18 protein-coding genes and 1 pseudogene are annotated in these 23855 nt (G+C 54.8%); 7 read left to right on the forward strand and 12 right to left on the reverse strand.

Going from position 1 to position 23855, the window contains the following annotated elements; translation table 11 throughout:
• Positions 1-60 precede the first annotated feature (60 nt).
• The 3 genes from lpxO (at position 61) to yjcO (ending at position 4336) form a co-directional block, all read left to right on the forward strand.
• Positions 61-969 (forward strand): lipid A hydroxylase LpxO, encoded by a 909-nt coding sequence (gene lpxO / locus EOS98_RS20880; RefSeq protein ID WP_000457029.1) that lies wholly within the window; start codon positions 61-63, stop codon positions 967-969.
• A gap of 353 nt (positions 970-1322) precedes the next feature.
• Entirely contained in the window at positions 1323-3470 is a 2148-nt protein-coding gene (locus EOS98_RS20885; RefSeq protein ID WP_011233236.1) for a formate dehydrogenase H subunit alpha, selenocysteine-containing, read from the forward strand.
• A 176-nt stretch (positions 3471-3646) separates the two neighbouring features.
• Entirely contained in the window at positions 3647-4336 is a 690-nt protein-coding gene (yjcO, locus tag EOS98_RS20890) for a Sel1 family TPR-like repeat protein YjcO (protein WP_000771454.1), read from the forward strand.
• Positions 4337-4493: 157 nt separating this feature from the next.
• Here yjcO and gltP read toward each other — a convergent pair whose 3' ends face one another.
• The 7 genes and pseudogenes from gltP to nrfA all read right to left on the reverse strand — a co-directional run bounded on the left by gltP (position 4494) and on the right by nrfA (position 12732).
• On the reverse strand, positions 4494-5804 hold the full coding sequence (gene gltP / locus EOS98_RS20900) for a glutamate/aspartate:proton symporter GltP (RefSeq protein WP_000793278.1): 1311 nt from the start codon (positions 5802-5804) through the stop codon (positions 4494-4496).
• 344 nt (positions 5805-6148) lie between these two features.
• Positions 6149-6769 carry a heme lyase NrfEFG subunit NrfG gene (gene nrfG, locus EOS98_RS20905; RefSeq protein WP_000083232.1) on the reverse strand — a complete coding sequence of 207 codons (621 nt, stop codon included), beginning with the start codon at positions 6767-6769 and terminating at the stop codon, positions 6149-6151.
• Positions 6766-9004: pseudogene (gene nrfF, locus EOS98_RS20915) on the reverse strand (heme lyase NrfEFG subunit NrfF). Before nrfF ends, nrfG begins: the two are co-directional and overlap by 4 nt.
• A complete protein-coding gene (gene nrfD, locus EOS98_RS20920; protein WP_126524355.1) occupies positions 8997-9953 on the reverse strand; it encodes a cytochrome c nitrite reductase subunit NrfD in 957 nt (318 codons plus the stop codon). The pseudogene nrfF and the gene nrfD overlap by 8 nt, the downstream one beginning before the upstream one ends.
• Complete coding sequence (gene nrfC / locus EOS98_RS20925) at positions 9950-10621, reverse strand: cytochrome c nitrite reductase Fe-S protein (RefSeq protein ID WP_126524356.1); 672 nt, start codon at positions 10619-10621, stop codon at positions 9950-9952. The genes nrfD and nrfC overlap by 4 nt, the downstream gene beginning before the upstream one ends.
• Entirely contained in the window at positions 10618-11184 is a 567-nt protein-coding gene (gene nrfB / locus EOS98_RS20930) for a cytochrome c nitrite reductase pentaheme subunit (protein ID WP_005132587.1), read from the reverse strand. The genes nrfC and nrfB overlap by 4 nt, the downstream gene beginning before the upstream one ends.
• Before the next feature lie 111 nt (positions 11185-11295).
• On the reverse strand, positions 11296-12732 hold the full coding sequence (gene nrfA / locus EOS98_RS20935; RefSeq protein ID WP_000101771.1) for an ammonia-forming nitrite reductase cytochrome c552 subunit: 1437 nt from the start codon (positions 12730-12732) through the stop codon (positions 11296-11298).
• A gap of 430 nt (positions 12733-13162) precedes the next feature.
• Between nrfA and acs the strand changes: the two genes are divergently transcribed.
• The 3 genes from acs to actP all read left to right on the forward strand — a co-directional run bounded on the left by acs (position 13163) and on the right by actP (position 17321).
• Positions 13163-15121, forward strand: a complete 1959-nt coding sequence (gene acs, locus EOS98_RS20940; protein WP_000083877.1) for an acetate--CoA ligase — start codon at positions 13163-13165, stop codon at positions 15119-15121.
• A gap of 239 nt (positions 15122-15360) precedes the next feature.
• Positions 15361-15675 carry a DUF485 domain-containing protein gene (locus EOS98_RS20945; protein ID WP_000999620.1) on the forward strand — a complete coding sequence of 105 codons (315 nt, stop codon included), beginning with the start codon at positions 15361-15363 and terminating at the stop codon, positions 15673-15675.
• On the forward strand, positions 15672-17321 hold the full coding sequence (gene actP, locus EOS98_RS20950) for a cation/acetate symporter ActP (protein ID WP_000832536.1): 1650 nt from the start codon (positions 15672-15674) through the stop codon (positions 17319-17321). The genes EOS98_RS20945 and actP overlap by 4 nt, the downstream gene beginning before the upstream one ends.
• Positions 17322-17359: 38 nt before the next feature.
• Here the strand turns inward: actP and EOS98_RS20955 are convergent, their stop codons facing one another.
• Positions 17360-18049 carry an LrgB family protein gene (locus EOS98_RS20955; protein WP_001067096.1) on the reverse strand — a complete coding sequence of 230 codons (690 nt, stop codon included), beginning with the start codon at positions 18047-18049 and terminating at the stop codon, positions 17360-17362.
• Positions 18042-18452 (reverse strand): CidA/LrgA family protein, encoded by a 411-nt coding sequence (locus EOS98_RS20960; RefSeq protein WP_000257347.1) that lies wholly within the window; start codon positions 18450-18452, stop codon positions 18042-18044. Before EOS98_RS20960 ends, EOS98_RS20955 begins: the two co-directional genes overlap by 8 nt.
• A gap of 103 nt (positions 18453-18555) precedes the next feature.
• Between EOS98_RS20960 and EOS98_RS20965 the strand changes: the two genes are divergently transcribed.
• Entirely contained in the window at positions 18556-19455 is a 900-nt protein-coding gene (locus EOS98_RS20965) for a LysR family transcriptional regulator (RefSeq protein WP_001651257.1), read from the forward strand.
• A gap of 82 nt (positions 19456-19537) precedes the next feature.
• On the opposite strand, the gene EOS98_RS20970 is transcribed toward EOS98_RS20965, so the two are convergent.
• The 3 genes from EOS98_RS20970 to EOS98_RS20985 form a co-directional block, all read right to left on the reverse strand.
• Positions 19538-21184: a Na+/H+ antiporter gene (locus tag EOS98_RS20970; RefSeq protein ID WP_000402189.1), complete on the reverse strand. Its 1647-nt coding sequence runs from the start codon at positions 21182-21184 to the stop codon at positions 19538-19540.
• A 149-nt stretch (positions 21185-21333) separates the two neighbouring features.
• The gene (gene ghxP, locus EOS98_RS20980; protein WP_000106907.1) at positions 21334-22683 is read right to left on the reverse strand and encodes a guanine/hypoxanthine transporter GhxP; all 1350 of its coding nucleotides are present in this window, start codon (positions 22681-22683) and stop codon (positions 21334-21336) included.
• A 347-nt stretch (positions 22684-23030) separates the two neighbouring features.
• Complete coding sequence (locus EOS98_RS20985; protein ID WP_000958575.1) at positions 23031-23699, reverse strand: glutathione S-transferase family protein; 669 nt, start codon at positions 23697-23699, stop codon at positions 23031-23033.
• Positions 23700-23855: the final 156 nt, after the last annotated feature.

Genomic DNA, 23855 nt, shown 5'->3' on the forward strand with positions numbered 1-23855 from the left:
TCACCGGGAGGGTTGCCTGAAAATCCCGGGATGAGGTTTTCTTAGAAGGACAGTGACGTTATGTTCGCAGCAATCATTATCGGTATTTTTATTATCAGCGTCATTTATGCGCATTCACGCGGGGTGGAAAAACAAAAACTTTCCCGTCAGCTCTTTGACCACTCGACGTTTATGGCGCCGATCAATATGTTCATGACTCGCTTCTCAACGTTACCGGCAAAGCAGCCGTACTTTGATACCACGGCATTTCCAGAGCTGCAGAAGCTGACGGAAAACTGGCAGGTGATTCGTGAAGAGGCGCTACGGCTTCAGCATCACATAAAAGCCGCGCAGGCCAATAACGACGCCGGATTCAACACCTTTTTCAAGCGCGGCTGGAAACGGTTTTACCTTAAATGGTATTCCGATGCCCACCCGTCGGCGGAAACGTTATGCCCGATAACGACAAAGCTGGTCAACAGCATCCCCTCTATTAAAGCGGCGATGTTCGCCGAGTTGCCTCCCGGAGCCTATCTGGGAAAACATCGCGACCCCTATGCCGGTTCAGTACGTTACCATCTTGGATTAAGCACACCGAATGACGACCGCTGTTTTATTGAAGTTGATCGACAGCGCCATAGCTGGCGCGACGGCGAAGCCGTCATCTTCGACGAAACCTACGTTCATTGGGCGGAAAATAAAACTGAGCAGACGCGTATTATCCTCTTTTGCGATATTGAGCGTCCAATGAAATGGCGCTGGGCGCAGAGCGTAAACCACTGGGTCGGCGCATCGTTGATGTCCGCCGCCAGTTCGCCAAACGACGAGAACGATCGCACCGGTGCGATTAATCGCATCTTTAAATACGTTCACGCAGCACGCGATGCCGGGCAACGGCTGAAAAAGAAAAACCGCACTCTCTATTACGCGCTGAAATATCTCGTTATTGCCGCTATTTTTGCCGCGATAATCCTTTTCAGCCTCCTCTGAAGCCGGGCCGCGGTATGGAACTGCCTGCCGCGGCCTGTTCTATCCTGGCGTTAGTCTCAAGCGTTCCCTGGCCTTGAGTCTATCCATCCGGGTAATTTCCACTTCAGGCAGATCAGATTGCCGGATGGCGGATCCGCCTTATCTGGCCTGCGCTCCGCGTTTCTCCCCATAATAAATGTCATGCGGTATTTTCTTTCGACACGTCAAAACTGACGATAGCCTGTTTTTCGTCAGGGTTTTGAGCAAAATTCGCCCGTAATATCAGGGAAAGCCCATACTAAAAAAGTGGCATAAAACATGCATACTGAGGGCGACAGCGCGTATGCGCGATTTGATTAACTGGAGCGAAACCGATGAAAAAAGTCGTCACGGTTTGCCCGTATTGCGCATCAGGTTGCAAAATCAATCTGGTGGTCGATAACGGCAAAATCGTCCGGGCTGAGGCGGCGCAGGGGAAAACCAACCAGGGTACCCTGTGTCTGAAGGGCTACTACGGCTGGGATTTTATTAATGATACCCAGATCCTGACCCCGCGCCTGAAAACCCCAATGATCCGTCGCCAGCGTGGCGGCAAACTGGAATCTGTTTCCTGGGATGAAGCGCTCAATTACGTCGCTGAACGTTTGAGCGCCATCAAAGCGAAGTACGGTCCGGATGCAATCCAGACAACCGGCTCCTCTCGCGGTACCGGAAATGAAACCAACTATGTAATGCAAAAATTCGCACGCGCCGTTATTGGTACCAATAACGTTGACTGCTGCGCTCGCGTCTGACACGGCCCATCGGTTGCAGGTCTGCACCAATCGGTCGGTAACGGCGCAATGAGTAATGCGATCAACGAAATTGATAACACTGATTTAGTGTTCGTCTTCGGGTATAACCCGGCGGATTCCCACCCTATCGTGGCGAATCATGTGATTAACGCTAAACGCAACGGGGCGAAAATTATCGTCTGCGATCCGCGCAAAATTGAAACCGCGCGCATCGCTGACATGCATATCGCGTTGAAAAACGGCTCGAATATCGCGCTGCTCAACGCCATGGGGCATGTCATTATTGAAGAAAACCTGTACGACAAAGCGTTTGTCGCCAGCCGTACCGAAGGTTTTGAAGAGTACAGTAAGATTGTCGAAGGCTATACGCCGGAGTCCGTCGAAGAGATCACTGGCGTGAGCGCACAGGAAATTCGTCAGGCGGCGCGGATGTATGCCAGCGCGAAAAGCGCAGCGATCTTGTGGGGTATGGGCGTCACTCAGTTCTATCAGGGTGTGGAAACCGTGCGTTCACTGACCAGCCTCGCGATGCTGACCGGCAACCTCGGCAAGCCAAGCGCGGGCGTTAACCCGGTTCGCGGCCAGAACAACGTTCAGGGCGCGTGCGATATGGGCGCGCTGCCGGATACTTATCCGGGCTACCAGTACGTTAAGTTCCCGGAAAACCGCGAGAAGTTCGCTAAAGCCTGGGGCGTAGAAAGTCTGCCTGCGCATACCGGCTATCGCATCAGCGAGCTGCCGCACCGTGCGGCGCATGGCGAAGTGCGCGCGGCGTACATTATGGGTGAAGATCCGCTGCAAACCGATGCGGAACTCTCTGCAGTACGTAAAGCGTTTGAGGATCTGGAACTGGTCATCGTGCAGGATATCTTCATGACCAAAACCGCGTCGGCGGCGGATGTGATTTTACCCTCCACCTCCTGGGGCGAGCATGAAGGCGTCTTCTCTGCGGCTGACCGTGGCTTCCAGCGCTTCTTTAAAGCCGTTGAACCGAAGTGGGACCTGAAAACCGACTGGCAGATTATCAGTGAAATCGCCACCCGGATGGGCTATCCGATGCACTACAACAACACCCAGGAGATCTGGGATGAGTTGCGTCATCTGTGCCCGGATTTCTACGGCGCCACTTACGAGAAAATGGGCGAGCTGGGCTATATCCAGTGGCCGTGCCGCGACACGTCGGATGCCGATCAGGGAACCTCGTACCTCTTTAAAGAGAAGTTCGATACCCCCAACGGTCTGGCGCAGTTCTTCACCTGCGACTGGGTAGCGCCTATCGATAAACTCACCGAAGAGTACCCGATGGTACTGTCGACGGTGCGCGAAGTCGGCCACTACTCCTGCCGCTCAATGACCGGTAACTGTGCGGCGCTGGCCGCGCTGGCCGATGAACCGGGCTATGCGCAAATCAATACCGCCGACGCCGCGCGTCTGGGCATTGAAGATGAAGCGCTGGTGTGGGTTCATTCGCGCAAAGGCAAAATCATCACCCGCGCGCAGGTCAGCGATCGCCCAAACAAAGGGGCGATTTACATGACCTACCAGTGGTGGATTGGCGCCTGTAACGAGCTGGTGACTGAAAACCTCAGCCCGATTACCAAAACGCCGGAGTACAAATACTGCGCCGTACGCGTTGAGCCGATCGCCGATCAGCGAGCCGCCGAGCAGTATGTGATTGATGAGTACAACAAGCTGAAAACCCGCCTGCGCGAAAGCGCAATGGGTTGATCTGCCGGATGGCGGCATCAGAATGCTTTATTCGGCCTGCGTCTACTGTAGGCCTGATTAGATGCATTAGCATCGCCATCAGGCATTTTCCCTATAACAGCCTCCGCCCGGAGGCTGTTTTTTTATCCATACGATCTCTTTATACTGTCTTTTCCGTACCCTAAATAAAACTCAAAATGAAACTACTTCTTGCATTGATGTTGTTTATGACATTCTTTGCCCATGCCGCAGATCCTGAGCCGGGTAGCCAGTATTTGCAGGCAGCAGAGGCAGGTGACAGACGCGCACAATATTTTCTGGCCGACAGTTGGTTGAGCTATGGCGATTTGAACAAAGCTGAATACTGGGCGCAAAAAGCCGCCGACAGTGGCGACGCCGACGCCTGCGCGCTACTGGCGCAAATCAAAATCACTAATCCGGTAAGCCTGGATTATCCCGACGCGAAAAAGCTGGCTGAAAAGGCGGCTAACGCGGGCAGTAAAGCGGGAGAAATTACGCTGGCGCGGATCCTGGTCAACACCCAGGCCGGGCGCCCGGACTACCCAAAAGCCATCTCGCTGCTGCAAAAGGCCTCTGAAGATCTGGATAACGACTCCGCGGTGGATGCGCAAATGTTGCTTGGCCTGATTTACGCCAACGGCGTGGGCATTGCCGCCGATGATGAAAAAGCCGCCTGGTATTTCAAACGCAGTTCCGCCATTTCCCGTACCGGCTATTCAGAATACTGGGCGGGAATGATGTTTTTAAACGGTGAACCGGGCTTTATTGAAAAGAACAAGCAGAAGGCGTTGCACTGGTTGAATCTAAGCTGTCTGGAAGGGTTTGATACCGGTTGCGAAGAGTTCGAAACGCTAACAAATGGCTGATGTTTATTGCCGGATGAACGTAGTCGTTGTAGGCCTGATAAGCGTAGCGCCATCAGGCAACCCGGAGCAGGTTGTCGGATGGCAGCGTGAACGCCTTATCCGGCCTACATTTTCTTTCTCTGTAGGCCGGATAAGCAAAGCGCCATTCGGCAATCCGTTATTGGGCGGTTTTATCAAATTTGCCCAGCACATCGCGCTCATAGGCCAGCGCTTTTTTGCGGTCAAACTTGTGTTCCCACTTGGCGATCACCAGCACCGCCAGCGCATTCCCCACCACATTTAGCGCAGTACGCGCCATGTCGAGGATACGGTCGACACCGGCGATAAACGCCAGCCCTTCCAGCGGAATGCCCACGCTGCCCAGCGTCGCCAGTAACACCACGAAGGAAACGCCAGGCACGCCGGCAATCCCTTTCGACGTCACCATCAGCGTCAGCACCAATACAATTTCCTGCCACAGCGACAGGTCGATACCGTATAGCTGCGCGATAAAAATGGCGGCGATGCTCTGGTATAACGTGGAGCCGTCGAGGTTAAATGAGTAACCGGTCGGTACCACGAAACTGGTGATAGAGGCTGGTGCGCCGTAAGCTTCCATCTTCTCGATAATGCGCGGCAGCACGCTCTCGGAGCTGGCGGTCGAGTACGCCAGAATCAATTCATCTTTCAGAATGCGAATCAGAATCCAGATACTTAACCCGCACAGGCGCGCCACGATGCCCAGCACTACAAGCGCAAAGAAGATAATGGCAAAGTGTACCAGCAGCACCAGTTTCGCCAGCGGCCACAGCGACGCGAAACCAAAATTCGCCACCGTGACGGCGATCAGCGCAAAAACGCCCACTGGCGCATAGCGCATCACCATATGGGTGACTTTAAACATGGTCTCAGAGATGGAACGAAATACCGTCACCAGCGGTTCGCGGTGCGTTGCCGGCAGGGATGACAACCCCAGTCCAAACAGGACCGAGAAAAAGATAATTGGCAGCATATCCCCTTTGGCCATCGATGCGATGATATTGGTCGGCACCAGCGACAGTATCGTCCCCATCAGCCCATGCGCATGACTTTGTACTTCCGCCGTGGTGTTCTGGTATTTCGAAATATCGACGGTCGCCAGTTGCGACATATCAATGCCTGAGCCTGGCTGAAAGACATTCGCCAGCGTAATGCCGAGGATAATCGCCACCGTAGTGATCAGTTCAAAATAGAGAATGGTTTTGGCGCCGATACGGCCTAGCTGTTTCGCATCGCCAACGCCGGCGATGCCGACAATCAGAGTCGAGATCACGATCGGCACGACGATCATTTTAATCAGGTGGATAAAGATATCGCCAGCAGGCGACAGCAGGTTGGCAATCAGCCATTCACGACTGTCACTGTGATAATGCAGATAGCTGCCCAACAGAATGCCCAGCACCATAGCCAGCAAAATTTGCCAGGCCAGGCTGACTTTCAAATTTTTCATAACAACAGACTTCCTCGATGAAGCGTTGCTCTCCGCCGAAAGCATGAGAGCAATACATACTGAAAGGGTATGATTTGTGTTGCGTTGGTTTGTAGAGTTTTTTAACGCGCATAATCAGTATCATTTGCATAGCGTCTTGCGCAACCCTTTCATAACAGGGCTTTTGGCTGTTTTTATGCATAATAACGCGAGTTTATGGCGTTAATGATGAATAACTATTTGTTATGGAAAGTTTTTTACTTCGTCAAAAACGAATAATACACTGAGGTAATTAATTTTTACCTGTGGCTCATTCGCCGTTTTTTTAAACAGCACACATGACAAAAGTCACAAAAAAGAAAAAATTATTTCTGCCGATTTTGTAACAATTTAGCCAAATTAATGGCCTCTACCAGCTGCGCGCGGTTCACTCGCGGCGAGTTGGCATCCAGTAAGGTTTGCCACAGCGACACGGCTTGCGCATAATCCGCCTGCATAAACGCATCCGCCGCCAGCAGCATCTGCGCGGTCACTTCTGTCGCATCCAGCGCTAACGCTTTATTAATCATTTCACGCGTCGCAGGCGTCATATGTTGCCCGGCCTGGTAATACAGCACCGTTGCCAGCGCGGCGAAAAGCTGCGCGTTATCGCCTCGCAGACGCAACGCCTGACGATATGCCAGCAGCGCATTGTCATACGCATTGCGATAGAGATAATACTCGCCCAGCCGCGCCCATTGCTCGCTATCCTGCGGATTGGCGCGGATTTTTTCTTGCAGCCTGGAAAGCTGCGCCTCTGGCGTTTGCGGGTTCGTAAAGTCACGTAGCGGATCGGCCAGACGCTGTTGCTCGCTACGCACAGCCTGCCATTTCGGCGTCAACAGATAGCCGCCGACACAGGCAGCCACCATCAACACCGCCGCAGCCGCCAGACGCTTTACGGGCATGGGACGTAACGGCGCAGTGGAGTGTTCAGACTGGCTCATTGTTCTCCCTCTTCTGCGTGCTGACGCTTTCTCACCCGCCAGGCCACCACGCCCACCAGCAATAACAGCAGGTACGGCAGCGCCCACAACAGCAGCGTTTGCTCATTCAACGGCGGGTTGTAGCGTACGAAATCACCATAACGGTCGGTCATCCAGGCGGTGATTTCCGCTTCGCTTTTACCTTCGGCCACCATGCTGTAAACCTGATGGCGCATACTGACCGCCACGGGCGCATTGGATTCCAGCAAATTCTGGTTCTGACACTGCGGACAGCGCAGTTGACTGGCAATAGATAGCGCTTTTTCCTGCTGTTGTGGATTGTCAAAGCGCCAGGTATCCACCACCTGGGCGTGGGTGGCGAAGGTGATTAAAAACAGGACGATCGTTAAGAGTAAAAACTTTCTGCCGGATGGCGCTACGCTTATCCGGCCTACGGTTTGCGCATCCTGTAGGCCGGATAAGGCGTTTACGCCGCCATCCGGCAACGCTGTGAGTAATTTACGCGTCACGCTTCCTCCCCCGCCATCCGCTCAGCAGCGCGCCACACACCATCAACAATCCCCCACCCCAGATCCAGCGCACGCCGGTCTGCACGTATAAGCGCATGGCGTAACGATCCGGTCCGTTTTTTTCGCCCATCACCGCGTACCAGTCATGTAGCAGGTTCCAGTGAATCCCCGGCTCCATCATCTGTTGACGACGCGCGGCATAGAAGCGCCTTTCAGGCTGCAGGCTGCCAATGCGTTTTTCATTCCGCCACAACGTGATCCGCGCTTTTTCACTGGTGTAGTTGCCTTTGGCCTCCAGATCCAGACGCTCGAAACGAAAGGTATAGCCCGCCAGTACCACCTGCTGACCGGGGCTGAGGTTAAGGCTGATTTCATGCCGACTGCCGCTGGAAACCATGATCCCGGCGGCGAAGATAAATACGCCCGTATGCGCCAGCAACGCCGGAAGCTGACAACGCACAGAGACTTTGCGGCTTCTGATTGTCGCCAGCACGATAACTACCAGCATCAGCAGGCCAAACGGCAGCGTGACGCGATTAAAATAGGGCGCGCCCACCGAAAGCCTTCCCCAGCCCATCAAACCATAAATCATGGGGTAGAGCGTCCCGACCAGCACGATCAACAAGACGGCGCTAAAGAGCAGCAGCGTCGCCAGAATGAGCGTTTCGTGCTTTCCGCCGCCCAAACGCGTCGCCGGATACGGCTCCCGCGCCCGCCAGCCGTACAGAGCAAGCGATGCCAGACTTAACGCGGCAAAAAGGGTAAACAGCGGCGCGGCGCGCACGTTATCCAGCGCAAAGGCATGTACCGAAACAAGAATGCCGGAACGCACAATCAGCGTTCCCAGTAACGAGAGGATCAGCGTCAGTATCGCCAGCAGCAACGACCAGTGACGGAAGCTCCCGCGCTGGCGGCTGACATACAGACTGTGCAGCAACGCGCTGGCGGCAAGCCACGGCAACAACGAGGCATTTTCCACCGGGTCCCAGAACCACCAGCCGCCCCAGCCCAGTTCGCAATACGCCCACCACGATCCGAGAATGATCCCCAGCGTCAGAGCGCACCAGCCGGGTAACGCCCAGCGCCAGCACACCCAGGCGGTTGCCGCGTTAAAGCCGCCGCACAGTAGCGAGGCCAGCGCTACGCTCGCCGCGGTCATCAGGCCGCCATAACCCAGATAGAGCAGCGGCGGATGTAAGATCAGCCCCAGATGTTGCAGCATGGGATTAAGGTCGCGCCCTTCCATGGCGGGAGGGAAAATACGCAGGAACGGATCGGACCACAGCACAATAAATAGCAGCAGCGAAGCCATAATGAGGGACAAGATGCTCAGGGTCAGCGGAAAAAGCGCGTCAGATTCATGCCGGGAGCGCCAGGCGAATAGCGCCGTCCATCCCGAAAGAAGCAGCGCCCACAGCAGGAGCGAGCCTTCATGACCGCCCCATACCGCCGCCAGTTTCAGTCCCCATGACAACTGACTATGGCTATGCTGCGCAACATAAACGACCGAAAAATCGCTGGTCAGAAAACAGCTAACCAGAATCGCAAACGCCAGTAGCAGCAGCGTGAACGCCGTCCACGCGCCGCAGGTCGTCAGGCGCATGACGCCACGCCAATGCTGCGCCATCCCGCACCACGTCGCCAGCGGGGTCAGCACGTTGACCCCGAGACTCAACAACAGCGCCAGAAATCCGGCTTCAGGAAGGAAGATGTCCAGATTATGCAACCGTTAGCTGTCCCGCATAAAGAATGAAAAAGCGCAGCAACAGCACGCCGGTCAAACTGGCGACGCAAACGGCCAGCACGCCGTGAAACGTGACGCTACGATTTGCCCAGGGTTTCAGCAGCAGCGGGATAATCAATCCCAGCCCTACGACGCCAAGCCAGAACCACCAGCTCCAGAATCCGCCGCCCAGCGCCGCCGCCAGCGCGCGCATTTTGCCGTCATCGCCCAGCGCCAGACCGACGAAGAACGCCGCCAGCAGGAAAATTTCCAGCCATACCACCGGAACCTCCATGCGATGCACAAAGTGCGCTTCAGTGCTGTGCGGGTTGCTACGATGGCGTAACGCCATGGCGATCAGCGCCACCGCCGCGCCGGAGGAAATCCCGGAGAACAGGAATAGTACCGGCAGGATCGGGTTATTCAGGAACGGGTAGGACTTCAGCGCCGACAGCAGAAACCCGGTGTACGCCCCGAGCAGGACCGCCAGCACCAGCATTAACGTCTCCAGCGCGCGATGAAACGGCGTTATCAACGTCAGCACTTTCTGTACGATACCTAACCGCGGCAGCCAGCGTTGTTGCAGGGCAATCACCTCTTTTTCAAAGATTTTTGCCAGCCACAGCACCAGTACCACCATATACAACTGGAACAGCATGACCCCCATCGACATCACCGAAGTGAAGCTGTAGTGGAACATCAGTTTCCAGAAGGTCCATGGCCGCGTCAGGTGGAATACCAGAATCAGCAGACCGAAGATAATCGCCCCCGGCCCTAACACCAGCGTGGTGCGCAGCAGAGTGCTGTCCGAACCGCCCGCCTCCGGATGGAAGCGACGCAGCAGAATCGCCAACGTAACCAGTCCGGCGGAGATACCAATCAGGAACAGATAGATGGCGATGGGCCAGTCCCACACCAGTGATTCAAAATGAAATGCAGAAGCGGGTGTCATTGGCTCACCTCCCCATATTTAAAGGGAACGCGGTAGACCTTCGGTTTTGTGCCCAGCGCCAGCTTGTAACGGTAGGTGGTTTTCTGCTGCAACAAACGGGAGATATCGCTGTTGGGATCGTCCAGATTACCAAACGTCAGCGCCTTCGTCGGACATGACTCAACGCAGGCGGGCTGTTTGCCCGCTTTCAGGTTAGTTTTCCGGCAGAAATCGCATTTATCCGCCGTTTTGCTCACCGGATGGATAAAGCGCACGCGATAAGGACACGCGGCGATGCAGTACTGACAGCCAACGCAAAGGTCAGGGTTCACGTCGACAATACCGCTGGCGGCATCGCGGAATGATGCGCCGGTCGGGCAGACGTCAACGCAGGGGGCATGGTCGCAATGCTGGCACGAGTGGCGGAAGAAGCGATATTTCACATCAGGAAACGTCCCCTGCGGCTCGCTGCGAATAATCGTCAGGCGCGATACGCCTTCCGGTACGTTGTTGACTTCCCGACAAGCATCCATGCAGGCCGTACAGCCGATGCATAATGACTCATCGTGTACCATACCGTAACGCACGCCGTTGATGTTCAACGTCTTCGCCACAACGCGTCCCGCCGTCCCGCTCACTGCCACCAGCGCGCCGACGCCGGTGATAAACTGGCGACGAGAGCAACTCATGGATGCTCCTTAAGCAACGGAACCGACGCCGGGTTAAAGTTCGGATTGTTACGCTGATCGCTGTGACAATCGACGCAAATCTTGATCCGTCCTTTATCGCTTAGCGTCTGCATCGTGTCTTGCTTCGGATGCAGTGAGTGACAGCTGGCGCACGCTACTTTTGTGACGTGGACATCGTGCGGCCAGAACGCTTTTTGCAACTGCTCAGGCAGGTGACAGGACATACAGACGCTGTTCTGCTGCTCCACGTTGTACATTGGCTCATTAAAGCGCATCACATCCTTCACCCCCTCGCGGTGGTTCGGTGACGGCTGGCCGTGACAGTTGGTGCAGGTGACCGGCAGTTTGTTGTTCGGGTTAATGACTTCCGCATGTTTACCATGCATACCTTCAGTATCCGGCTTGTGACAATCCAGACAGGCAGCATCCGGATTACGCTGCTGAGTAACCGTCCAGCGTTGATCCGACTCCTGCGGCGTTGGCGTGGCAGTGATTCCACTCAGGCTCCAGAACAGGCCTGACGCCAGCACCCCAGCAGTTAATAACGAACGTAATACGCTCATATTCACTCCATTACATAATGCCTGATGGCGCGCAGCTTTAAGGCCTACAAGACTTCTGTAGGCCGGATAAAGCGCTTGCGCTGTCATCCGGCAAATTTGTCACATGTGAGGTTATTGGCTTAACAGACCGTTTTTACGCGCCTGATCTTCCCACTGCGGTACGACCGTTTTCAGGAAGTCCTGCTTCTCCGCGTTGATTTGTTGCATATTCAAACCAATCGCTTTCTGCGCCTTCTCTTTCGTCGAAATATCCGGCAGCGGAATTTCATGGGTAATGCCTTTGGTCGCCAGCAGTCGCGCCAGTTTAGTACGGGCATCCGCGGCTTTATCCATCGCACTGCCTAACATCCGTAGACCTTCTTCCGGGGCATGCATATGAATACCGTGTGACGCAATCGCCAGATCCCAACGCCACTGCGCGTGGCGAATATCGTTCAGAATCGGTTTCATTTCCGCGTCTGTCGCCCCCGCATCCCATGCGGCTTTCGCTTCGAAGTGCGCATGTACCAGCTGATCTTCAACCTTGATTTTCAGGTCATGAATCGCCTGTTTACGCTCGGCGACCACTTTTTGCAGGGACGCTTTGTCCTGGGTGTGGCAGTTGGCGCAGGTTTGCGCGAAATTGTCGAACGGGTTGCCGATTTTATGGTCGGTGTAGAGCTTGCCTTCGGCGTTCTGTACTTTCGGCATGTGGCAGTCGATACAGGTCACGTTGTTCTTACCGTGAATGCCCGCGCTCCAGGTTTCATATTCCGGGTGCTGCGCTTTGAGCATCGGGGTTTTCGACAGAGAGTTAGTCCAGTCAGAGAAGGCGATAGTGTCGTAGTATTGCTCCATATTTTCGACCTTCATGCCTTCGTCCCACGGGAACTTAACGGCTTTGTTTTTACCGTCAAAGTAGTACTCCACGTGGCACTGGCCGCAGACCATCGATTGCTGATCAAAGCGACCCGCTTTATCAAACGGTTTGCCGATAGCCTCCATCGCCCGTTCGGCATAGGGGCGCGACAACGTTAACGCGGGCTTCCCTTGGGCGAAATCGTCCGACGCGGTGTTATGACAGTCGGCACAGCCCAAATCGTTGACAATTTCCGGGCCGCCGCGCGCCCATTTGCCATGGAAATAGCCGTCTTCGCCTTCTTGTTGGATAAGGCGCGCGACATCGGGGCTTTTACAACTCCAGCAGGCCATCGGCAGCGGGCCGTCTTCCGCCGTTTTTGGCGCGCCGGTACGCAGTGTTTCGCGCACGTCAGTTACCGCATACGCGTGGCCGCGTGGTTTGTTGTAATCACGGGAGAAGGGATAGCCCGCCCACAGGATCACCAGACGAGGGTCTTCCGCCAGCGCATCTTCACGGGCAGACTGTTCTGACGTCGCTTTCCATGACTGATATTGGTCGGGGTGTTGAGGCGCGAACATTTCATTTTTCGCTTCAACAGTAACGGTTTTTGCGGATTCAGGCGTTTGCTCAGCGTAAACAGAGGTAATGAAGAAAAAAGGAAATATAAGGCTGAAGAAACGGCGTGCGCGTAGTGTTTTCCTTGCCATAGAGGTCTCATCCAGATTGCGCCATTATCTTTAATGGCGATTTTTATCGTTTTCCATAACAGCAACCGCACAAATACTGTTATTACATTGATCTCCTCTATGTGTAACAAATAACCACACTTAAAATGTTGTCTTTAATCAATTGTAAGTGTATGTAAAATACCACTTTAGAGTTAGTAACCTGGACAAAACTCCCTCTCTTTTCTGATTTCCGGACACGGATCACTTTTTTAAAAAATTTCATATAACGTCATGTTATCCCGAAAATTTATCTAATTTTGCGGGACACAATCAAAAAATAGATTGCTGCTTATTTGCACAGTTCCCTTTTTGCGTGATCTGTCGCCCAAATACTAAACAAAACTTATTAAGACCCTACATTTAACGTTTATGCGACATATTATTAACATCCTACAAGGAGAACAACAGCATGAGCCAAACACATAAACACGCCATTCCCGCCAACATTGCGGATCGTTGCCTGATAAATCCAGAGCAGTATGAGACTAAATATAAACAGTCTATTAACGACCCCGATACGTTTTGGGGCGAACAGGGAAAAATTCTCGATTGGATCACGCCGTACCAAAAAGTGAAAAACACCTCCTTTGCGCCAGGCAATGTGTCGATTAAATGGTACGAGGACGGCACGCTGAATCTGGCGGCGAACTGTCTTGACCGCCATTTGCAGGAAAATGGCGATCGCACCGCCATTATCTGGGAAGGCGATGACGCGTCGCAGAGTAAACATATCTCTTATCGCGAACTGCATCGCGATGTCTGCCGTTTCGCGAATACGCTGCTGGATCTGGGCATTAAAAAAGGCGATGTGGTAGCGATTTATATGCCGATGGTGCCGGAAGCGGCGGTGGCAATGTTGGCCTGCGCCCGCATCGGTGCGGTGCATTCGGTGATCTTCGGGGGCTTCTCGCCGGAAGCCGTCGCCGGACGCATTATCGACTCCAGCTCGCGGCTGGTGATCACCGCTGACGAAGGTGTACGTGCCGGACGCAGTATCCCGCTGAAAAAGAATGTCGATGACGCGCTGAAAAACCCGAATGTCACTAGCGTTGAGCATGTGATCGTCCTGAAGCGCACCGGCAGCGACATTGACTGGCAAGAAGGCCGCGACCTGTGGTGGCGCGATTTGATTGAAAAAGCCAGCCCTGAGCACCAGCCTGAAGCGATGAATGCCGAAGATCCGCTGTTTATCCTTTATACCTCCGGCTCCACCGGCAAGCCGAAAGGCGTGCTGCACACCACCGGCGGCTATCTGGTCTACGCCGCGACCACCTTTAAGTATGTCTTTGATTATCACCCTGGCGATATTTACTGGTGTACCGCCGATGTGGGTTGGGTGACGGGGCACAGCTATCTGTTGTATGGCCCGCTGGCCTGCGGCGCGACCACCTTAATGTTTGAAGGCGTGCCGAATTGGCCAACGCCCGCTCGCATGTGCCAGGTGGTCGACAAACACCAGGTCAACATTCTCTATACCGCCCCGACGGCCATCCGCGCGCTGATGGCGGAAGGCGATAAAGCCATTGAAGGCACCGACCGTTCTTCACTGCGCATTCTGGGTTCCGTCGGCGAGCCGATCAATCCCGAAGCGTGGGAATGGTACTGGAAGAAGATCGGCAAGGAAAAATGTCCGGTCGTCGACACCTGGTGGCAGACTGAAACAGGCGGTTTTATGATCACGCCGCTACCAGGCGCTATCGAACTGAAAGCCGGTTCCGCCACCCGTCCTTTCTTTGGCGTACAGCCTGCGCTGGTGGATAACGAAGGCCATCCGCAAGAAGGCGCGACGGAAGGCAATCTGGTCATCACCGATTCCTGGCCGGGCCAGGCGCGCACTCTGTTCGGCGATCATGAACGTTTTGAGCAGACCTATTTCTCTACCTTTAAGAATATGTATTTCAGCGGCGACGGCGCGCGTCGCGATGAGGACGGCTATTACTGGATCACCGGTCGCGTGGATGACGTGTTAAACGTCTCCGGCCACCGTCTGGGTACGGCGGAAATCGAGTCAGCGCTGGTGGCGCATCCGAAGATCGCCGAAGCGGCGGTGGTGGGTATTCCACACGCTATCAAAGGCCAGGCGATTTACGCTTATGTGACGCTCAACCACGGCGAGGAGCCGTCGCCAGAACTGTACGCGGAGGTGCGCAACTGGGTACGTAAAGAGATTGGCCCGCTGGCGACGCCGGACGTGCTGCACTGGACCGACTCACTGCCAAAAACCCGTTCCGGCAAAATTATGCGCCGTATTTTGCGCAAAATCGCGGCGGGCGATACCAGCAATCTGGGCGATACCTCGACTCTCGCCGATCCTGGCGTGGTGGAGAAACTGCTCGAAGAGAAGCAGGCCATCGCGATGCCGTCATAACCATAAATGCCGGATGGCAACGCGAACGCGTTTTATCCGGCCTACGACCCTACCCCTGCCCTCTCTCAAACCGGGAGAGGGAAATATAAAAAACCCTCCCCCAAAGGATTTCGTGTTACAGGAAGGCGGCAAGCGAGCACACCCTCAGCAGCATAGTTCACTATGTGGCTGGGGCGCGCGAGTGCGGCCAACGCGCCTGTAGCGCGAAAGACGCAGGGGGACCTCTGGAGAGCTCTGTGATGAATGACCAAATTTATCAGCGGATAGAAGACAGTGCGCGTTTCAGGGAATTAGTTGAAAAACGGCAACGGTTTGCCACGATTCTGTCGGTTATCATGCTGGCGGTTTATATCAGCTTTATTTTACTGATCGCCTTCGCGCCTGGCTGGCTGGGCACGCCTCTACATGCGGGAACCAGCGTCACCCGAGGAATTCCCATTGGCGTCGGGGTGATTGTGATTTCTTTTGTGTTGACCGGAATTTATATCTGGCGGGCGAATGGCGAATTCGATCGTCTTAATAACGCCGTACTGCATGAGGTGAAAGCATTATGAAGAGAGTTCTGACGGCGCTCGCCGCCGCACTCCCCTTCGCCGCTCATGCGGCGGATGCCATTAGCGGCGCGGTTGAACGCCAGCCCACCAACTGGCAAGCGATTATCATGTTTTTGATTTTCGTCGTGTTTACGCTCGGTATTACCTACTGGGCCTCTAAACGCGTACGTTCCCGTAGCGACTACTACACGGCTGGCGGCAATATCACCGGGTTCCAGAACGGGCTGGCGATTGCCGGCGACTATATGTCCGCCGCGTCATTTCTCGGCATTTCCGCGCTGGTGTTTACCTCCGGTTATGACGGGCTGATCTATTCGCTGGGCTTCCTTGTCGGCTGGCCAATCATCCTGTTTTTGATTGCCGAGCGCCTGCGTAATCTGGGACGTTATACTTTTGCTGACGTTGCCTCTTATCGCCTGAAACAGGGGCCAATCCGTATTCTTTCGGCCTGTGGCTCCCTGGTAGTGGTGGCGCTTTATCTCATCGCCCAAATGGTCGGCGCCGGTAAACTGATTGAACTGCTGTTCGGCCTCAACTATCACATCGCTGTGGTGCTGGTCGGCGTGCTGATGATGATGTACGTGCTGTTCGGCGGGATGCTGGCGACAACGTGGGTGCAAATTATCAAAGCCGTCCTGTTGCTGTTTGGCGCCAGTTTTATGGCCTTTATGGTGATGAAACACGTCGGCTTTAGCTTCAATAATCTGTTTACCGAAGCCATGGCGGTACACCCGAAAGGCACGGCGATTATGAGCCCAGGAGGATTGGTGCAAGATCCGATTTCGGCATTGTCGTTGGGTCTGGGACTGATGTTCGGCACTGCCGGCTTGCCGCATATTCTGATGCGTTTCTTTACGGTCAGCGATGCCCGCGAAGCGCGCAAGAGCGTGTTCTACGCCACCGGTTTTATGGGCTATTTCTACATTCTGACCTTTATTATCGGCTTCGGCGCTATCATGCTGGTGGGGGCGAATCCCGCCTATAAAGATGCGGCGGGCGCGCTGATTGGCGGCAATAACATGGCGGCGGTGCATCTGGCCAACGCGGTAGGCGGTAACCTGTTCCTCGGCTTTATTTCGGCAGTGGCGTTTGCCACCATTCTGGCGGTGGTCGCCGGTCTGACGCTGGCGGGCGCATCGGCGGTGTCGCATGATTTGTACGCTAACGTGTTCCGCAAAGGCGCAACCGAACGTGAAGAGCTGAAGGTGTCGAAAATCACCGTCCTGGTGCTGGGCGTGATCGCCATTATCCTCGGCGTCCTGTTTGAAAATCAGAACATCGCCTTTATGGTGGGCCTGGCGTTTGCTATCGCCGCGAGCTGCAACTTCCCCATCATTCTGCTTTCCATGTACTGGTCAAAACTGACCACGCGCGGCGCTATGCTGGGCGGCTGGTTAGGTTTACTGACAGCGGTGGTGCTGATGATTCTTGGCCCTACCATTTGGGTGCAGATCCTCGGTCACGAAAAAGCGATCTTCCCGTATGAGTATCCGGCGCTGTTCTCTATCAGCGTGGCGTTCCTGGGGATCTGGTTTTTCTCGGCCACCGATAACTCGGCAGAAGGCAACCGTGAACGTGAGCAGTTCCGCGCTCAGTTTATCCGCTCCCAAACGGGATTCGGCGTACAACAAGGGCGTGCGCATTAATCTTACCGTTTCCTCCGGCCCCGTGGGTCGGAGGAAAATCAGAACATCACCCTCGCCACCAGCGGGGCAGCCAGTACCATCACCACGCCGGACAGCATCATTACCAGACTGGCGACGACGCCCTCCTGCTGACCAAGTTCATAGGAACGCGCCGTGCCCGCCCCATGTGACGCCGCGCCGAATCCTGCCCCTTTTGCCATGCCTTCCCGGATAGAGAGACGCAAAAATAGCGCGTCGCCGACCGCCATGCCAAACACGCCAGTGACGACCACGAACAGCGCCACCAGATCCGGCTGCCCGCCCAGGGGTTCTGCCGCCGCCAGCGCAAACGGCGTAGTAACGGAACGTACCGCCAGACTACGCTGAATCTCATCCGATAACGTGAACAGACGCGCCAGCCAAACGGAACTGGTGACCGCCACCACCGTCGCCGTCACTACGCCCGCGGTGAGCGACATCCAGTGACGTTTGATAATCGCGAGGTTATCGTACACCGGCACCGCAAAGGCAATAGTCGCCGGGCCGAGCAGCCACAATAGCCAGTGCGATTCACCAATGTAGTTTTGCCAGGAGATATGACCGAACACCAGCATTAACACCAGCAGTGCCGGCGTCAGCACTAATGGCATCAACGGCAATTTGCGAAAACGGCGATACAGGCGCTTATTGGCGAAATAAATTCCCAGCGTAATCACCAGGCACAGTACGCTTAACTGAACGTTATTCACGGTTTAGCCTACTCATCTCATAGCGATACACTTTATCCACCACCCACGCCGTCGCGCCGAGTACCATTAAGGTACTGATCGCTATCACCGAGAAAATGCGCCAGCCGTCCACCAGTAACAGATGGGCATAGTTCACTACCGCCACGACGGCGGGAACAAAGAATAACAGCATCTCCGCCAGCAGCCAGCGTGCGCCTGCGCGTACCCAGCTAAGCGGAATAATCCGGCAAACGATCAGCGCCAACATAAGCACCATGCCGACCAGATTCGCGGGCAACGGCAGGTGCAGCCAGGAGACAAGATATTGGGAAAAAATGAATAAACCTGCATAGAGCAGTACCTGAACCGGTACCTGGAGTCGTTGCACAACGGCAGGCGTAACGCGGCTTATCGCCACAGCCATGAGGGAATGTCCTGAAAAATAATACGGAGCGCCAGTATAGAGAACCTCCGTCACGGGCAGAAATGAATTAAAATCATTGCAGGCATAGTCGGAAGGAATAATCATGGATATCAGAACGCTGCGTTATTTTGTCGAGGTGGTGCGCCAGCAAAGTTTCACCCGCGCAGCGGAGAAGTTATTTGTCACCCAGCCCACCATTAGCAAGATGCTGAAAAATCTTGAAGATGAGCTTAACTGTACGCTACTGATCCGCGACGGACGTAAGTTATTGCTGACCGATACCGGACGCGTGGTGTTTGAACGCGGTCTGGCGATCCTCGCTGAGTTTCGCCAGTTAGAGGCTGAGTTGAGCGATATTAACCATCTCAATAAGGGCGTGCTGCGGCTGGGTATTCCCCCGATGGTCGGCATGTTGATGGCCGGGCCAATCAGTTTGTTTCGACAACGCTACCCTGGCGTTGAACTCAAAATTTCGGAGTTTGGCGGCCTGACGGTACAGCAGGCGGTAATGAATGGTGAGCTGGATGTTGCGATGACCGCGCTCCCGGTGGAAGAAGCGAGCGGGCTGACGACGTTATCGCTGTTCAGTCATCCGCTGTGCGTGCTGGTTCCCCGTTCCGGTCAGTGGACAACCTGCGACTCCATCGCGCCTGAAGCTCTGGCGGAGCATCCTCTTCTTATCTATAACGAAGACTTTGCCCTGAGCCGCCAGTTGATGACCTTATTTAGCCAGCATGACGTAAAACCACGGATTGCCGTGCGCAGCGGGCAATGGGATTTTCTCGCCGCCATGGTGCAAGCGGGCGTCGGCATCGCCATTTTGCCGGAGCCGATTTGTCAGCGTCTGGATAAGGCCACGCTGCGCTGGCTACCGCTGGAAAGCGATCTCCGCTGGCAGTTAGGCATGATTTGGCGAGAGGGCGTGTATCTGTCGCACAGCGCCCGGGCATGGTTAACCTGTTGCGAAGGGTTTTGGCTGAAACAACCGTCAGCCATAGGTTAAAACCCTTGCCGGATGGCGGCGCAAGCACCTTATCCGGCCTACTTGTAGGCCCGGTAAGCATGGCGCCACCGGGCCACAAGGACTACTGATTTTCTATCAGTAGCGCTTCCATCAAATCCAGGTCGTGCAGCAGCTTTTGCAATGTTTCATTGCTGATTTCTCGCGTGGCGCGCAGATGATACAACTCGGCGCGCTCGGAACGCAGCGCCGCCAGACGGAAACGTCGCTCCAGGTTTTCTTCCTGTATGGAGCTTTCGACATCGTTTCGCCCATCGGCACGGCGACGCAAGTTACCAATGACACGCGAGCTTACTTCAGTAAGCAACTGATTATCGATGTTTTCTTCGGTATCCGCCGCCAGACGCTCTTCCATTTTCTGAATGGCGACAATCGCCACTTCCGCCGTCGCCGCGCGGGCGATACGCTCCTCTTTCAACTGTTGCGCATGATCGGCGACTTCCAGATGTTGCAACAGCAGCGGCAGCATGATCACGCCGACAAATAACGAGAACAGAATGACGCCAGCCGCCAGGAATACCAGTTCATAACGCGCCGGAAATCCGCTGCCATCCGGCAAAAGTAACGGTATAGAGAGCACACCAGCCAGGGTGATCGCCCCACGAACGCCAGCGAAGGAAGCAATCAGAATTTCACGCGACGTCCAGCTGGCGAACTCCATCGGTTTCTTCTTCAAAAAGCGCAGGCTGAACTTTTTCATGGTCCACAGCCAGCCGAAGCGAACCAGCATCAATGCTGCATAAATCAGCACGATATCGGTAAAGAGCATCCAGGTTTCGACATTCGGGTCAGCTTCCGCCGCCGCCAGCGAAGATTCCAGAATCCCCGGCAATTGCAGTCCCAACAGCAGAAAGACCATACCGTTAAAGACAAATTCCAGCATCGCCCAGGTACTGTTCGCGCGCAAACGCATTGCCAGCGGCGCGCGGCGCATTACGCCAGAACGGGTGATGGTCATCCCGGCGGCAACCGCGGCCAGGATGCCTGAGACGCCAATATGTTCGGCAATCAGGTAAGACGCGAAGGGCAGCAGAAACAGCAGGACAATTTGCGTCGCGGGTTCATCGCCGCCCCAGCGGCTCAAAAAACGCAGCGAGCGGCCATACAGCCAACTGACCACAAAACCCGCCAGAATACCGCCGATAGCGACCTTAAAAAATTCCAGCGTCGCGCCGCCGACGGTAAAGACCATCGTCCCCATCGCCACCGCGACGGCGAATTTCAGCGATACCAGACCGGAGGCGTCGTTCATTAACGCCTCTCCCTGCAGAATGCCCATGATTTTTTTCGGGATGCGCCCCTCGCCCACAATTCCGGAGAGCGCTACCGCATCGGTCGGCGACAGCACGGCGGCCAGCGCAAATGCGGGGATCAGCGGAATGCCGGGCACCAGCCAATAAATCAGGAAGCCGATTCCCACGACCGTTACCAGGACCAGCGCCAGCGCCAGCCCGAAAATCTCTCGTCCATGCTCAAGAAATTCACGGGTCGGCGTCTTCCAGCCATCCGCAAACAGCAGCGGCGGAATAAACAGCACCAGGAAGAGTTCCGGGTCGAATTCCACATGCAAACCAAACGTCGGCCACGCCAACAGCGCGCCAATGGCGATCTGCATAAGGGGTAAAGGAAGCTGGAAGGGTAATACACGCGTAAATACCCCCGACAGCGAGACCACAAGGGTCATGATGAGTATTGTGAAGAAAATTTCCATGCGTTCCCTGTTTGCGATGTTTTTTATGATGGAGAAAGGCATCATGCCTCGGTTTCACCTTCTTCAGATTAACGCAAAAGGTAACGTGATGTGTCCTGAAAATGAAAACGGGCGGCCAACGCCGCCCGTTTTTCAGAATGAAGGCAGAGCTAGATAGCCCAGCCGCCGGCATAAAAAGCGACCAGCGCGACCGCAATGACGACAGTCCCGATATTCAGTTTACGCCATTCGCCGGAAACCAGACGCCCGACGACCAGCGTGGCAAAGCCGATCATAATCCCGGTGACAATGTTACAGGTCAGTACAATAAATACAGCCGTTACCAGCCCCGCCATCGCATCGACGAAATCAGCAAAATCGATTTTCGCCACGTTACTCAGCATCAGCAGACCGACATACATGAGCGCCGGGGCGGTTGCGTAGACGGGAACGAGATAAGAGAGCGGCGAAAGAAACAGGATCAGCAAAAACAGCACGCCCACGGTAATCGCCGTCAGGCCCGTTTTACCGCCCGCCGCCGTACCAGCCGCAGACTCGATATACACCGCGGCTGGCGCTGCCCCGACCAGGCCGGAGAAAACGCTACTCAGGGAGTCGGTGGTTAGCGCTTTGCCGCCATCGATAATTTGTCCGTCTTTGTCCAGCAGATTAGCCTGCCCTGCGACCGCACGAATCGTGCCGGTCGCATCAAACACCGCCGTCATCACCAGCGCCAGTACGCTTGGCAGAACGACAGGGTTTAACGCGCCCATAATATCCAGGCTGCCGATCAGCGAGTTGCCGTTTTCATCGCTCAACGAAGGCATGGCGAAAATGCCGGAAAAATGGACGTTAGGATCGAAGAGCAAACCCACAATAGAAATGCCAATAATGGTCAACAGAATGCCGCCGGGGACTTTCAGCTTTTCCAGACCGAGAATAACAGCCAGCCCCACGAGCGACATAATCACCGGGAAGGTATCGAAATCGCCCAGCGCGACCGGCAGGCCATCCAGCGGGTTTTTAATGACCAGGCCGACGCCGTTGGCGGCAATCAGCAACAAAAACAGGCCAATACCGATACCGGTTCCGTGGGCCACGCCCTGCGGCAAGTTACGCAAAATCCAGCTACGAATGCCGGTGGCGGAGATAACGGTAAACAGTACGCCCATCAGGAATACGGCGCCAAGCGCGACCGGGACGCTAATATGCTGCCCCAGGACCAGGCTAAACGCGGTAAACGCCGTCAACGAGATAGCGCAACCGATAGCCAGCGGCAGATTCGCCCAAAGCCCCATAACGATAGAGCCGACGCCTGCGACCAGGCAGGTCGCTACAAAGACTGCAGCAGGCGGGAACCCGGCTTTACCCAGCATCCCTGGCACCACGATGACGGAGTAAACCATCGCAAGAAACGTGGTTAAGCCAGCAACGACTTCCTGGCGAACGGTGCTCCCGCGTTGTGAAATTTTAAACCAGGCGTCGAGTGAACCGCCGGTACGCGCTGAAGGCGTAGACATAGAAAACATCCCCTGAGAATTTATTATTCGTCGGTATACGTGGGAGGTAATCCACTAACAGCGCAACGTTATCTCCTTGTGCTACATTTACGACAGCCGGGGCGCCGCAAAAAAAGCAAACGTTTAGCTCCACGTATACAAAACGGGTGGCAAAAAAAAGCAAACGATTATCCAGCGATCATAAACGCTTTTTCAACTGAACTTTGCCGCTTTTTATGCTTTTCTGCTTAGTATGCTCAATAAATCGCCAGACGATGCGCAAACGTTATCGTCCCTGCGCAATCCAGCAACAATTTTTCGCATCGCTGTTAGCAAATACGTTGCGCAATCTGCTCACAAAAACGCCATTATCCGCCGGGAATGGTAAACGGACCGCCCTGCTGAATCGCTCGCTGCCAGGCTGGACGCATTTCTACCCGCGCTTTCCATGCGTTGATATGGTCGAGATGAGCGATTCCGCCTCGGGCAAGCAGCGCAAATAGCGGGAAGCTCATCTGGATATCCGCCATACTTAACTGCTCTCCGGCAAACCAGGGGTGATTTGCCAGATGCCCGTCAATAAAGCGCGCATGGGTTTCCAGTTGCGGATTGAGGTACGCTTTTTGCGCGCCCTTACCGATAACGCCGCCCAACGTTCGCAGGCCCAATGGTACCGGCGGTTTACCCAGAGAGGTAAAGAGCAGTCTCATCAATAGCAAGGGCATGAGCGAACCTTCAGCGTAATGTAGCCAGAATCGATAGTGTTGTTTCCCCTGCGCATCCGCAGGTTTAAAGCGTCCGATACTGTCGTAAGTGTCCTGCAAATATTCCAGGATGGCGCCCGATTCCGCAATAACCATACCGTGATCTTCGATAACCGGAGACTTGCCCAGCGGATGCACTTTTTTCAATGCCGGCGGCGCCAGCATGGTCTTTTCACGCTGGTAACGCACAATCTGGTAAGGCAACGCCAGCTCTTCCAGCGCCCAGAGGATGCGCTGCGAACGAGACTGATTTAAATGGTGCACCGTCAGCATGGCTGTCTCCTGTAAGGTATGCCAACTAACTATAGAAAATTATGGCAGTTGCCGTAAAAATTTCGGCTAAAAAATCAGCATTTCGCTGGCGAACAGGGCGTCGTCGCTTACACTTACAGTATCAACACAAACCGGAACCTCCACCACGTGCTCGAT

Origin of the sequence: Salmonella sp. SSDFZ69, from assembly GCF_004010755.1 — a bacterium.
In the GTDB taxonomy this organism is placed as follows: Bacteria; Pseudomonadota; Gammaproteobacteria; order Enterobacterales; family Enterobacteriaceae; genus Salmonella; species Salmonella enterica.